This window comes from Paraburkholderia phytofirmans OLGA172 (genome assembly GCF_001634365.1).
Lineage (GTDB): Bacteria > Pseudomonadota > Gammaproteobacteria > Burkholderiales > Burkholderiaceae > Paraburkholderia.
Map to the genome: position 1 here is coordinate 1821147 of NZ_CP014579.1, position 12603 is coordinate 1833749.

A 12603-nucleotide genomic window follows, 5' to 3' on the forward strand; every position below is an offset into this window, starting at 1 on the left:
ACCTGATTTGACGTTAAACCACGGGTGCTTCACTATTCGCCCAGCCAGGAGGATGCAGTGGACCGGTTAACAGCGATGGAAACCTTTGTATGCGTGGTGGAGTCGGGTTCATTTTCGGCTGCTGCGCGACTATTGAATGTAGGGCAGCCAGCCGTATCCAAGACCATCGCACTGCTCGAAGAACGACTCTCGGTGCGCCTGTTGCTGCGCTCGACGCGCGGCTTAATGCCAACCGAGGCGGGTCAGGCATTTTACGGGCGGGCAAAACGCGCGATCGAAGAGGCAGAAGAAGCGGAGCTCGCAGCCCGCGGAACTGGCACCAACCTCACGGGACGCCTGCGCGTGTGCGCCGCCGTTACGTTTGCCCGGCTACACATCGTGCCTGCCATCGGACGGTTTCTCGAAGCACATCCTGATCTCAACATCGACATGGTTCTCGACGATCGCAATGTCGATCTGCTTGAAGAAGGCATCGACATCGCATTGCGCATGGGACGACTCGAGGACTCGAGCATGACCGCACGCAAGATCGGTGAAGTCCCACGTCTTGTGGTAGGCACGCCTGCCTACTTCAACCGCGCCGGAATCCCCGTTTCCCCGGCGGACCTGTCGTCCCATCAGGCAATCGTATATAACCAGCGAGGTGGCGGCGGCACGTGGACCTTTCGACGCGAAAGCTCGGAAGTTGCCGTCGTCGTATCCGGACGCGTTGCCACTACGGCGGCTGAAGGAATCCGGGCGGCGGTTCTCGCCGATCTCGGGTTAGCGGTGGTATCCGAATGGATGTTTTCCCCGGAACTGAAAAGCGGCGAAGTCTGCTCGGTGCTCAACGACTGGCGCCTGCCTCCCATCGAGCTTTGGGCCGTGTTCCCGAGCGGCCGCATGGTCAACGCCAAAACACGCGCATTCCTCAACTTCCTCGCAGATATCCTGGACTTCCGCACAGATCCCGTAGACACGGGCGATCACCCGCAAGCCGGCAGCCCTGACGCCCCCGGAAATGTGCAGTGATACCCTCGCGCATTCGATCCCCGATGCGGTTGCCGTTCGGTCTCTCAACGCGTGGCCGCAGACTCTCGCTTCGCTGAAGACGGCATTTCGTGCGTGGATGATCGATAGGCTGCGAGACGGCTTGCGGTCAGCATCGGCCAGACCGGGTCGCAAACGCTATTCCCGCAGGGGATAACTACTATGCCGCGAGGCGCGTGGTGCCGCGCGCCCGACGTAGATAGACTGCTGCGAACCACAACAGACTATCTTCACAGGATTCCAAAATGCAAATCCTCGTCACCAGTGCGTCCGGCGCCAACGGCGACGGATATGGTTCGCTTCTTTCTTTTTCCCTCGACGGAACAGCACGCGGTACGTTCAGCGCGGATCCCCGCATCACGGATCCCCGCGGCCTGAGCGTGAGCGCGAATCGACGGCTTCTCTATGTAAATAGCGGCAGCGATCGAATCCTCGCACTGGACGCCGCTGGAAATGTGGTACGGGACACAGGAGAGATTCCGGGGCTCAATGCGGGAGGCGGCAACCTTGCACCCGACGGCACATACCTGGTCGGAATGCGCAGCGCACGGACCATCGTCGCGTTTGACGCCGATCTTGCCGGCGCGCCGCAAAACGTCCTGCCTGCGGGGGTTGTGCCGTTTCCCCGCGGTTTCGCGTCGGCCGAAGACGGAACCCTCTATCTGGCCTCGGGCATCGGCCCGGGGGGCGAAGGGGAAAACAGCATTGCAGTATTCGACGCAGACGGCACGCCGCTAGCGTCCCGATTCATCAGCGACGATGCACTGAGTCCATTAGATCTCGCGATCGCGCCCAACGGAAACATCATCGTCTCCAGCGAGTTTCCGTTTCGCGCGCCCGACGCCGTGACGAGCATTCGTGAATATGACCGCTCGAGCGGCAACCTGGTGCGTGTATTTGCCCCTCCACCAGGAGTCGGCTTCCATCAACCTCGAGGCTTACGGTTCGGTCCCGACGGACATTTGTATTGCGTTGCGCGCGACAACGTCATGGCATTCGACTTTGGCGACGGACGCTTCCTTGATTCCGTGGTGCATATGCCACGGCTCAATGGCCAGGCCATCGTCTTCTTTCCACTCCTCGCGGATTGAATTCGCCAGTCCTGGCCATAAACAGCTCGACCTTCAGATCGGGGCGACGGAGTCGACAACCCCGCCGCCCAGCTCGCGTCCCTACGAATTCAATCAGGCCGCGACATCTTCAGACAGCGACTCGTAGTCGGTATAGCCGCGGGCGTCACCACCGTAAAACGTTGTGCGGTCGTATTGATTGAGCGGCGCACCGCTACGCAGCCGTTCCGGCAGATCGGGATTGGAGATGAACATCCGGCCGAATGCAACAAGATCCGCGTGGCCGTCGACAATAATCTGCTCGGCATTCTCACGCGTGAAGCCACCTGCAGCGATGATCGTGCCTTTGTAGATCCGGCGAATGTCCTTCGACGTAACGTCGGAATCGCTCGTCTCCTTCTCCACGATGCCCCGAATGCGAGGCTCAATCACATGCAGGTAGGCGAGATCATACTGATTCAGCCGCTCTGCCACGTAACCGAACGTCGCATGCGGGTTGCTATCGGACATCGTGCCGTACGTACCGCTCGGCGAAAGACGGACGGCCACGCGGCCCGGACCCCAGACGGAAACGACCGCGTCGAGCGTATCGAAGAGGAAACGAGCGCGATTTTCGATCGGACCGCCGTACACGTCGTCTCGGTGGTTCGTCCCATCGAGCAGAAACTGTTCAAACAGGTAACCGTTCGCCGCGTGAAGCTCAACGCCGTCAAATCCGGCCTGCTTCGCAAGCTCGGCACTGCGACGGAATTGCTCGACAATGCCTGGAATCTCATTCGTTTCGAGCGCGCGGGGAACGGGCAGTTCCGCCTCGGCAATCTGGCCGTTCTCATCGCGAATCGCAGCGTGCTCAAGCGAACGCAAAGCGGACGGCGCAACGGGCGTGACGCCGTCGGTATTGGCCGGATGCGCCTGACGTCCTGCATGCCACATTTGCAGGAATATGCGAGCACCCTTGGCATGGACGGCGTCGATCACCCGCTTCCAGCCCTTGACGTGTTCCTCAGTATAAATTCCGGGCGCCTCAACGTAAGCAATGCCGAGCTGGGCTACGGCCGTTGCGTCGCTAATGAGCAGCCCGCCGTCCGTCGCACGTTGCGTGTAGTACTCGACCATGAGATCACCCGGGACGTTGCCCGGCGCAGTTCGCATTCTCGTGAGCGGCGCGAGCACGACACGGTGTTGCAGATGGAAATGTCCGACTTTCGTATGGCTGAAAAGCTTGCTCATGATTTCATCCTCAAAAGAGTATTGGGTGAAGACATAGTGGCTGCAAACGCCGCCAGGCAGTAGAGGCTACTGAGCGATAATTAGAATTCCGGCACGGAATAGGGAAAACGGCAAGCGCGGTTGCAACGGCGCCCAGCTCGACACGCAGCCTGCCGCCTGAACCGTTGAAAATGGCTGAATACGCGTATCCGCAGAGCGCCTGAGAGGCCGCGAACACGGTGGTGGCGCGGCCTTCACGAATCTCCCGTCGACTCGTCGACTCGATCTATCACCGCTCTGACGCGTCGGCACGCGAATAGCCGTCTCTCCAGAACACACCGTCAGCCCGTATCGTCGTTCGATCGAGAATACGATGCTGATCCATGGAGATCGGCGTAGCACGATGGGCAACCCTGAAGTTGTCAGCGATGACGACATCGCCTTCGAGCCAATGATGCACGTAAGAAGCGCCTGCGCGAGAAAGGTGCTCGTTCAGATGGTGCCGCAATGCCATGAACTCTTCGTTCGTATAGCCAACGATGCCGTGAGTAAGGCCGACATTGAAGTACAGCGACGGGTCGCGGGTGGCGGCATGACGGATGACGAGCGGGTGTTCTACTCCATTTCTATGGAGCGTGATGAGGCCATCGATCGAGGCCTTCCGGTCGTCTGGAAGGGTCCTGTAGGCTTCCCGCAGATCTGTAAATAGCGTCTCGCCGCCATCGGCCGGCCGTGCAACCAGATACCAGATCGAAATGGGCGTCGCCTGTGCGCGAAACGAGCCGTCGGAATGCCAGTAGCGGCCAACGTTTGTGTGGCCATTGGAAGGACGGCTAGCCACGCGGAAAATTTGAGGAGAATCGGCCAACTGGCCTTCACCGGGGGGGAACGTCTCAAGGGTTCCAAAGATCTCTGACATCCTGACCTGATCGGCGGGCGAGAGCTTCTGATTCCGTATGGCCAGCAAGCCATGCTCGAGAAGTGCCGTGTGCAAGAGATCGGTATCCCTTTGCGTCAACGAGACCAGATCGACCTCTTCGACCCGCGCGCCAAAACTCGCATGCATCGCGCTGATCTTCATCGTTTCCTCCGATTGTTGCAGCCGTGCCAGATATCTCCCGCTGGAAGTCCGCCTTAAGTGCCTCGACACGTCCAGTCAAAGAAGCGACGCACCTTCGCAAGAGCGGCTCGCCTGGGAGAGACGCTCCCGGCTGATGGGGTGCGGGGAACGGCCGATACCGACCATTCCCCGTTTTCGTTCACGCAGATCAGGCCGCCGCGCCCGCGTCGACCGGCTTCGTCCATTCGTTGCCTTTCATGAACGGATCGTATTGGGTATGAACGATGTGATTCGTGTAGTTGCTCATGACCTTCGTTGCCACGCCGAGGATAACTTCGAGCACGTTTTGCCGCGTATATCCGGCGGCGAGGAACGCGTCGACATCGGCGTCCGAAGCGAACCCGCGTTCGCGAACGACGATCGTCGCGAAACGGTGCAGCGCTTCAAGCTTCGCGTCAGGCAAAGGCTTGCCTTCGCGCAGCGCCGCGATGACGCCGGCGTCCATCTTGATCATCTTCGCGAGAGCGGAATGACCGGCCATGCAGTAATGGCAGTTGTTCTCGAAGTTCGAGGTCAGATAGACGACCTGCTGTTCGTGTGGCGTCAGCGTGCTTTTTGCAAAGAGGTCCCACAATGCCGAGTAGCCCGCCAGAAGCTCCGGAGACTCGGCCATGTGGGACTGCAGGTTCGGCACGAAACCGAAAGTCTTTTTTGCGTCTTCCAGGCCCGCTTTTGAGGCGGCCGGGGCTGTTTCGATGGTGTACGAATTGAAGGTGCTCATCGTCTGCTCCACTGGGTGAAATTGATAATGAGCAGATGCTACGCGAGGCGCCAATGCCGCAGAAGACCGCCTTGCGGCATAACGTTCATTCCTGGCACGCATAGGTCGAACGCGCCTGGTGGCGTCCGATTCGTCCAGCTTTGCGCCGCGCGCAATGGACGATTGCACAGTAGCCGTATTCTGCGCGGCGCGGTGAATGCTTAAGCTTTGGACAGTCGACGTCGGATGGCAGCACCTCGCGTCGCCGGAGTCGGGGTCACGGAAGTGGTCTTGCCTGGGTCCCGCACACTGGACCAGACCTTCAGGTCTGAAGTGATCTCATTGCTCAAGGAACCAACATGTCTACTCCCTCGCGCCCGCTCACCGGACGCCAGCACTCCGCCCAGCTCACACAGGGGCTAATCGCCCTGTTTGCCTTCAGTTGCGCAACGATCGCCGCCAACCTCTACTACGCACAACCCATCACCGAGTTGATTGCCCCGGCACTCCGCATGTCCGCCGGAACAGCGAGCCTCATCGTTTCGCTCACGCAGATCGGCTATGCGCTGGGCCTGTTCTTCATTGTGCCGCTCGGCGACCTGCTCGAGAACCGCAAGCTGATGATCGCCACTGCCATCGTGTCGATCGCAAGTCTTGCGGGGGCATCCGTCATGCACTCGTCGGGCGGGTTACTCGCCATGTCGTTGCTGATCGGTTTCAGCTCGGTCGCAGTCCAGATCCTGATTCCTCTCGCCGCGCATCTCGCGCCAGACCACTCTCGCGGACGTGTGGTCGGCACAATCATGGGTGGACTCCTGCTCGGCATTCTGCTGTCGCGGCCGCTCTCGAGCGTGGTGGCCGGTTACTTCGGCTGGCGCTTCGTATTCGCAGCCGCCGCTGTACTAATGACCCTCGTCACCGCGGTCCTCGCGCTGACGATTCCGCAGCATCAGCCCAGTCATCGCGCCACGTACTTCGAACTCATCGGCTCGTTGCTGCATCTCGTCCGTACGACGCCAGTGCTGCGTCACCGCTCGGTCTATCAGGCGTTGATGTTCGCGTCGTTCAGCCTGTTCTGGACGGCAGTGCCGATCGAACTGACACGCCACTATGGATTGTCGCAATCCGCTATCGGGCTGTTTGCCCTGGTCGGCGCCATCGGCGCCACGTCCGCGCCAGTGGCGGGCCGCCTCGCTGACGCTGGCCATTCGACCCAGGCAACCTTTATCGCGCTCATAGCTGGCGCCCTGTCCTTTGCACCCGCGCTCGTGCACCCTGCCTGGGGCGTCTACGGGCTCGTTGTCACCGGTATCGTGCTCGACTTCGCCGTACAGATGAACATGGTCGTTGGGCAGCGCGAAATCTATGCCCTGCCAGCGGCAAGTCGCAATCGCCTTAACGCACTGTACATGACAAGCATTTTCTCCGGCGGCGCAATCGGCTCCGCGGTCGCCAGTGTCCTGTACGAGCATGGCGGCTGGACGCTGGTAGCGAGCACTGCCACCGTGTTCCCGGTCATCGCGTTCGTGCATTTTCTGGCCATCGGCCGCCCGCATGCACTGCGTCGCAGTTAAGCCAGCGCAGCCGTCTCGTGGCCTGCACGCGGCAAGTTGGAGAGACACATGGTTGCAGGGCGCGGAGTCGAACCGCGCCCTGCCGTGTGATCAAGACAGCTGAATGACCCAAAGGCCGGCCGCTTCAGAAGCCCAAAGTTGTATCGCCGGAATTCTACCGTCCCTCTCCTACTGCGACACAACCCCTCCGTATACCACTTGACATGCAACGTTTTAGCTCGCCGCCAGATAGCGCTCGCTCCATGCCGCAATGATATTTGCTATATAAAGCGCGTCTTCTTTTTGTGTGACCAGATGATCCGCCTTGTCCAGAGAGAGAAAGCTCTTGGGGTGCTTTGCAGCTTTAAAGATGGCGTTGGCATTCTCGATTCCGACTGTTGTATCTCCGGGTGCGTGCATGACCATTAGAGGCAGTTTCAGCTGCGCAACGCGGTCTGCCAGGCGCTGTTTGTGCACATCGGTGATGAATTGCCGTTTTATTTTGAAGACTCGACCAGCAACACGGATCTGTGCTTCACCGAACGCATCGATTTGCGAGAGGTGCTCGCCAAATTGGCCTGTCACATGCGCCGGGTCGCTAGGCGCTGCAATGGTTACGACCGCGCGAATTTCAGGGATGCTTGACGCCGAAGCGAGAACTGCCGCGCCTCCCAGGCTATGCCCGATCATAAGGGTTGGAGCACAGTGGCTGGTACGCAAATAGTTTGCTGCGGCGATGAGGTCGAGGCAGTTTGAGGAAAAGTTAGTCTCGGAAAACTCACCTTCGCTTGCACCGATTCCTGTGAAGTCGAACCGAAGGACGGCTATGCCGTGCACCGTAAGTGCCTGCGCAATCCGGTGTGCAGCCACGATGTCTTTTCCGCATGTGAAGCAATGTGCGAACAGTGCGTAGGCGCGCGGGGGCGTATCCGGACTATCGAGGCGTCCTGATAGTTTCTGGCCGTTAGGTCCCGGGAATTCCAACTTCTCGGTTAGCATTTTCGTTACTCCGTTTCCCTCGCCGTTTGGTGCCCGTCGCAAGGCTGACGAAGTCTTTGTAGACAGCGCCTTCGTTGTGACACCTTCACTGATTCAAGGGTGTGGGTCGCCGCTCATGCGGCCAGCCAGGATGATGTGATCGAATCGATCGTTGCGCGTGTTCGGAGGGCTAAGCAACTGCCGTAATGTGCGGCATCAACCTGCATGTCCTGGCAAAACGTAGCGGGACGATGTCTCAGTTGATGGAATCAAGTTTGAAGATAAATGCCGAAAAGAAAAATACCGTTCCGCGTGATTGTGTATTCGTCCTGGAGCAACGAACCTTGAGGCGGCTGCAGCAGATTCTTTCGTCGGCCGATCCGGATCCGCGAGTCCAAACATCTCAACGACCTCGCCGAGCAGGACCATCCGGCGATCAATCGGCGCACGCGACCCATGCTGGGGTTCAAGTCTTTTCGCTGCGCCCGGATTCTGCCGGGCGGCATCGAAGTCATGCATATGATCGCCAAAGGACAGATGAAGCGTGCTCGCGGAATCCATCCGTCCGCCGCCGATCAATTCTACGTCTATCGGGACACGAGCTTGGCCGCCAGCTCGGTGACGTGCTTACCTTGATAGCGTGCGATGTCCAGTTCGTTCGCGCTGGGTTGACGGCTGCCGTCTGCGCCGGCGAGCGTCGTCGCACCGTAAGGCGTGCCGCCGGTGATTTCGTCCATCTTCGTGAGGCCAGCACATGCGTACGGCACACCGACGACAACCATGCCGTGGTGGAAGAGCGTGGTGTGGAACGACGAAATCGTAGTCTCCTGGCCGCCATGCTGCGTGCCGGTGGAAACGAACACGCTGCCAATCTTGCCGACCAGCGCGCCCTTCATCCACAGGGCGCCGGTTTGGTCCAGGAAGTTGCGCATTTGCGCGGCCATGTTACCGAAGCGGGTCGGCGTACCGAAGATAATGGCGTCGTAGTCCGCGAGTTCATCGACCGTCGCAACGGGTGCAGACTGGTTCAGCTTGATGCCGGTCGCCTTCGCCTGCTCGGCGGGAATCGTCTCGGGCACGCGCTTGAGCGTCACGGTCGCGCCAGCGACTGATTTCACGCCTTCAGCGATAGCGTTCGCCATCGTTTCGATGTGTCCGTAGGACGAGTAATACAGCACCAGAATTTTGGTCATTTGGGTTCTCCAGGTTTACAAGGCGACCTAAAAGGTCGATTAGCACCGCTGTCCGGCGCACTGCAATGCCGTGCGTAGCGCTGCGAGTGCGCAGAAGCGCACCGTTCGCACCGCCAGCATCGCGTTGTTGATGCTCATGACTCGACAGAGTTAAAACCTATGACGTCGGTTCTACCGCCGAGGACTTGCTGCAGCAGGTTCGCCGATACCCGCGCCTTCACGCTTCATCGGTAAGGTCCCGCATGCATGCCGAAGACAGCGAGCGATACCCAGGAAGCTTACGCGAACACCGTCGGGAGTCAATTGCGTCTCGCGTTACTTTCTGTCGCGTTTTAGTTGACGAAAGGCCATTTGGCAAGCACCACGCAACTTTTCATTGAGTTTGCGGCGCCGAGCCGTCACGCCCTGGTTGCGTCAACAAAATTGCGACTGTGAATATCAGCGTACCTGCTTGTTCGCGCGAAGCGTTCACGTAAACTTCGGATCACTTCGTACCACCATCGCTCAAGGAGTACACGATGATTCAAGTAAGAGCGGCCAGTGAACGAGGCCGCGCAGAACACGGATGGCTCAGCTCACGCCATACCTTTTCGTTCGCAAGCTACTATGACCCCAAGCAACTCGGCTACTCCGATTTGCTCGTCATCAACGACGACCGGGTAGCACCATCTCAGGGCTTTGGCACCCATCCTCATCGCGATATGGAGATTCTCTCCTACGTGCTCGAAGGCGCCCTTGAACATCGCGACTCCATGGGCACTGGTTCAGTCATCGTGCCTGGAGATGTACAGCTCATGAGCGCAGGCTCCGGCGTGACTCATAGCGAGTTCAACCATTCGAATCGCGAGCGAGTGCATTTTCTCCAGATTTGGGTCGTCCCGGCCGAGCATGGCGGAAAGCCGCTCTACCAGCAGAGGAACATCCCCAGCGCCGAAAAGCGCGGTCGACTTCGACTCATCGCCTCGCCGGACGGCTCCGATGAGTCGCTCGTCATCAGACAGGACACCCGTATCTATGCGGGGCTGCTCGACAAGGACGAACGCGCCACATATCACCTCGCACAGGGCAGGTATGCCTACGTGCACATCGCAAGTGGTTCGGTGAAGCTGAACGGCTCGACTCTTCAAGAGGGTGATGGCGCGAGGATTCATGCGGAATCAGCACTCGAATTCACAGAAGGCGAAAACGCAGAGGTCCTCTTGTTCGACCTGCGTCCGCTCGATAAAACCATCCGCGGTTAAATAGCCCAGCGCCGCAACACTTGTGGCGCAATACCTTGAGAAAGCAGCATGTCGAAGATTCTTGTTCTTTATTACTCGTCGTACGGTCACGTCGAAAAACTTGCGCAAGCCGTCGCAGAAGGTGCCCGCTCCATCAACGGCACACAGGTCACGATGAAGCGTGTTCCCGAGACCATCCCCGCTGAGCAGGCGAAGGATGCTGGCATCAAAATGAACCAGAAGGCGGAGATTGCAACCGTCGCTGAACTCGCCGAGTACGACGCCATCATCTTCGGTACGCCTACGCGCTTCGGAGATGTGGCGGCGCAGATGCGCAATTTCCTCGACCAGACTGGAGCTCTCTGGGCAAAGGGAGCATTGGTTGGCAAGCTGGCGAGCGTGTTCATCTCGACCGGCACTCAACACGGTGGACAGGAAACGACGCTACGCTCGTTCCATACCACGCTCCTCCACCATGGCATGGCAATCGTCGGTGTTCCCTATGCGTGTCAGGGCCTCACCAAGATGGACGAAATCACCGGCGGCTCGCCGTACGGTGCCACGACGCTCGCAGGCGCAGACGGCAGCCGTCAACCCAGCGCGAACGAGTTGGACATCGCGCGATACCAAGGGACATACATCGCAACTCTCGCTGCGCGCCTCACCGTGCAGCCGCCTCAGAATGCGACTTCGACCCAGGCGGCGGCCAACCCGGCTGGCAAGACCGCTTCCGCAACCAGCAAAGTCGAGTCGACGAGTACGACGCGTGCGAGCCGCGAAAATGAAGGACGCAAAGAAGCAGTACGCGCGGAGCCAAAGCGCGCGAACGCTGCAAACAACAGTCACGTGCCGGAGAGCTGGTTGAGCAGAAACAGCGATACGGCGCTGCTCGTCTCCCGTGTTCTGATGATGGTCCTCTTCCTCCTGTTCGGGTGGCAGAAGCTGACCGGGTTCAGCGGCACCATTGGGTACATGGCAAGCGTCGGCAGCCCGGCTCCGGGCCTTGCGGCGGCGGTCGCCGTGATTATGGAGCTGGCCGTTGGGTTACTCATCGCCGTGGGCTTCTATACCCGGCCGCTGGCTCTGCTGCTCGGCCTGTACACGCTCGGCACTGCATTGATCGGTCACCACTACTGGACGATGAGCGGTATGGAGCAGTACGCGAACATGATTAACTTCTACAAGAACATCAGCATCATGGGCGGCCTGCTTCTGCTCGCGGCCTCCGGTCCCGGCCGTTTCTCCTTCGACAAGAAGTAGCCGGCAAGTCCGGCAGTACATGACACCCGCAGGCGTCCCACGCGGCATTCCCGCGTGGGACGCCTGCGTGCGTTCTGTTGCCATCAGACGCGCCGGTTTCCAGCCCATGATGCTGAGCGACGCCTTCGAAACGTCCAACGCCTCTGCGACGCGCGTGAAGTTCCGATGCTTATGGACCGCCGCCAATGCCCGCGGCGAATCCGCTCACTGCATCGTCCTCTGGATAGCACTGAAGAAGTACGGCAGCCTACGTCGATGCGAGGCTGCTTCAAGTATCATAGCGACTACTCTGAGTCACAGATTGGTTGACACCCATGCAACTTGAGGACGTTCGAATATTCGTTGCCACGGTTAACGCAGGCAGCTTTACCGCGGCAGCGGACCAGTTGCAGCAATCAAAGCAATACGTCAGCCGGCGCATGGCAGCACTCGAAGAGACGCTCGGCGTTCGCCTTCTGGTCCGAAACACTCGCAAGCTCACAGTCACGGAACGGGGGCGCGAATTCTATGACCACGCACAGCGAATTATCGAGGCCGTCTCGAACGCCGAGGAGGCCATCTCCGAGCGACATGGTGTGCTGCACGGCGCCCTGCGCATCAGCGCGCCCCTTTCCTTTGGCATGCGCCACCTGTCGCCGCTGATTATCGAGTTCATGAAGCTGCATCCCCGTGTGCAGCTCAACGTCGACCTCAGCGATCGCCGTTCCGACCTTATCGGCGAAGGGTTTGACCTCGCATTGAGAATCGGTCCGCTGGCAGATTCCACGCTCATCGCCTCACGCCTTGGAGACCTGCGGACGACGGCGTGCTGCAGCCCCGCCTACGCAAAGGAATACGGAATTCCCGCGTCTCCTGGCGAGCTTGTCCACCACACGTGCCTTCTCTACGGAAAGGAGAGCACCACGGGATGGGAGTTCGCAATCGATGGCAACCGTCAGATGTTCGAAGTAAAGGGGATGCTCATTGCAAACAATGGTGAGCTGGTCAGGGACGCCGCGGTTGCCGATTCAGGGATTGCCCTGCTCCCGTACTTCATCGTTGGCCCGGCTATTGAAGAGGGAGCGCTCATCCCTGTTCTCGAATCGTTTGTTCCGCCGCCACTCCAGCTGAGTGCGGTGTACCCGCAGCATCGCCAGAGCTCACTCGCCATGCGAACGTTCCTCTCGTTCCTACAGGAACGCCTTGCCGGCACAGTTGCCCAACCGGTCTCCCGTCGCCCTCAGCGCGCTTGACCGCGCCCATGCAAGCCCACTGAATATCTTGATCCGCTG

At 59.5% G+C, this 12603-nt stretch carries 11 protein-coding genes and 2 pseudogenes; 8 read left to right on the forward strand and 5 right to left on the reverse strand.

Annotated features, from left to right (window positions below; all coding sequences use genetic code 11):
* Positions 1–57 precede the first annotated feature (57 nt).
* The gene (locus AYM40_RS28170; RefSeq protein ID WP_082855349.1) at positions 58–1011 is read left to right on the forward strand and encodes a LysR family transcriptional regulator; all 954 of its coding nucleotides are present in this window, start codon (positions 58–60) and stop codon (positions 1009–1011) included.
* A 263-nt stretch (positions 1012–1274) separates the two neighbouring features.
* Positions 1275–2120, forward strand: coding sequence for a hypothetical protein (locus AYM40_RS28175; protein WP_063499394.1), 846 nt, complete (start codon positions 1275–1277; stop codon positions 2118–2120).
* Positions 2121–2213: 93 nt separating this feature from the next.
* Here AYM40_RS28175 and AYM40_RS28180 read toward each other — a convergent pair whose 3' ends face one another.
* The 3 genes from AYM40_RS28180 to AYM40_RS28190 all read right to left on the reverse strand — a co-directional run bounded on the left by AYM40_RS28180 (position 2214) and on the right by AYM40_RS28190 (position 5149).
* The gene (locus AYM40_RS28180) at positions 2214–3329 is read right to left on the reverse strand and encodes an alkene reductase (RefSeq protein WP_063499395.1); all 1116 of its coding nucleotides are present in this window, start codon (positions 3327–3329) and stop codon (positions 2214–2216) included.
* 268 nt (positions 3330–3597) lie between these two features.
* Complete coding sequence (locus AYM40_RS28185) at positions 3598–4389, reverse strand: TauD/TfdA dioxygenase family protein (RefSeq protein WP_063499396.1); 792 nt, start codon at positions 4387–4389, stop codon at positions 3598–3600.
* 187 nt (positions 4390–4576) lie between these two features.
* Positions 4577–5149 carry a carboxymuconolactone decarboxylase family protein gene (locus tag AYM40_RS28190; RefSeq protein WP_063499397.1) on the reverse strand — a complete coding sequence of 191 codons (573 nt, stop codon included), beginning with the start codon at positions 5147–5149 and terminating at the stop codon, positions 4577–4579.
* Positions 5150–5487: 338 nt separating this feature from the next.
* Here AYM40_RS28190 and AYM40_RS28195 point away from each other — a divergent pair, with 338 nt between their 5' ends.
* Positions 5488–6702 carry an MFS transporter gene (locus AYM40_RS28195; protein WP_063499398.1) on the forward strand — a complete coding sequence of 405 codons (1215 nt, stop codon included), beginning with the start codon at positions 5488–5490 and terminating at the stop codon, positions 6700–6702.
* A gap of 213 nt (positions 6703–6915) precedes the next feature.
* On the opposite strand, the gene AYM40_RS28200 is transcribed toward AYM40_RS28195, so the two are convergent.
* Positions 6916–7680: an alpha/beta hydrolase family protein gene (locus tag AYM40_RS28200; protein WP_063499399.1), complete on the reverse strand. Its 765-nt coding sequence runs from the start codon at positions 7678–7680 to the stop codon at positions 6916–6918.
* 354 nt (positions 7681–8034) lie between these two features.
* On the opposite strand from AYM40_RS28200, the pseudogene AYM40_RS39150 reads away from it, so the two are divergent.
* Positions 8035–8295: pseudogene (locus tag AYM40_RS39150) on the forward strand (DDE-type integrase/transposase/recombinase); the annotation flags it as partial.
* Here the strand turns inward: AYM40_RS39150 and wrbA (AYM40_RS28205) are convergent.
* Positions 8247–8852, reverse strand: coding sequence for an NAD(P)H:quinone oxidoreductase (gene wrbA / locus AYM40_RS28205; RefSeq protein ID WP_063499400.1), 606 nt, complete (start codon positions 8850–8852; stop codon positions 8247–8249). The pseudogene AYM40_RS39150 and the gene wrbA (AYM40_RS28205) overlap by 49 nt on opposite strands.
* A 518-nt stretch (positions 8853–9370) precedes the next feature.
* Between wrbA (AYM40_RS28205) and AYM40_RS28210 the strand changes: the two genes are divergently transcribed.
* From AYM40_RS28210 to AYM40_RS28220, 4 genes and pseudogenes are all read left to right on the forward strand, one after another.
* Complete coding sequence (locus AYM40_RS28210) at positions 9371–10093, forward strand: pirin family protein (RefSeq protein WP_063499401.1); 723 nt, start codon at positions 9371–9373, stop codon at positions 10091–10093.
* Between the two features lie 48 nt (positions 10094–10141).
* Positions 10142–10735 (forward strand): annotated as a pseudogene (wrbA, locus tag AYM40_RS42125) (NAD(P)H:quinone oxidoreductase); the annotation flags it as partial.
* 183 nt (positions 10736–10918) lie between these two features.
* Complete coding sequence (locus AYM40_RS42130) at positions 10919–11332, forward strand: DoxX family protein (protein ID WP_256390502.1); 414 nt, start codon at positions 10919–10921, stop codon at positions 11330–11332.
* A 314-nt stretch (positions 11333–11646) separates the two neighbouring features.
* Positions 11647–12564, forward strand: coding sequence for a LysR family transcriptional regulator (locus AYM40_RS28220; protein ID WP_063499402.1), 918 nt, complete (start codon positions 11647–11649; stop codon positions 12562–12564).
* The last annotated feature ends 39 nt before the right edge of the window (positions 12565–12603 follow it).

What these genes read in the sequence shown, in the direction of transcription:
- AYM40_RS28175 (WP_063499394.1), top strand. Translation starts at nt 1,275, where the DNA reads ATGCAAATCCTCGTCACCAGTGCGTCCGGCGCCAACGGCGACGGATAT.
- AYM40_RS28180 (WP_063499395.1), bottom strand. Translation starts at nt 3,329, where the DNA reads ATGAGCAAGCTTTTCAGCCATACGAAAGTCGGACATTTCCATCTGCAA.
- AYM40_RS28185 (WP_063499396.1), bottom strand. Translation starts at nt 4,389, where the DNA reads ATGAAGATCAGCGCGATGCATGCGAGTTTTGGCGCGCGGGTCGAAGAG.
- AYM40_RS28190 (WP_063499397.1), bottom strand. Translation starts at nt 5,149, where the DNA reads ATGAGCACCTTCAATTCGTACACCATCGAAACAGCCCCGGCCGCCTCA.
- AYM40_RS28195 (WP_063499398.1), top strand. Translation starts at nt 5,488, where the DNA reads ATGTCTACTCCCTCGCGCCCGCTCACCGGACGCCAGCACTCCGCCCAG.
- AYM40_RS28200 (WP_063499399.1), bottom strand. Translation starts at nt 7,680, where the DNA reads ATGCTAACCGAGAAGTTGGAATTCCCGGGACCTAACGGCCAGAAACTA.
- wrbA (WP_063499400.1), bottom strand. Translation starts at nt 8,852, where the DNA reads ATGACCAAAATTCTGGTGCTGTATTACTCGTCCTACGGACACATCGAA.
- AYM40_RS28210 (WP_063499401.1), top strand. Translation starts at nt 9,371, where the DNA reads ATGATTCAAGTAAGAGCGGCCAGTGAACGAGGCCGCGCAGAACACGGA.
- AYM40_RS28220 (WP_063499402.1), top strand. Translation starts at nt 11,647, where the DNA reads ATGCAACTTGAGGACGTTCGAATATTCGTTGCCACGGTTAACGCAGGC.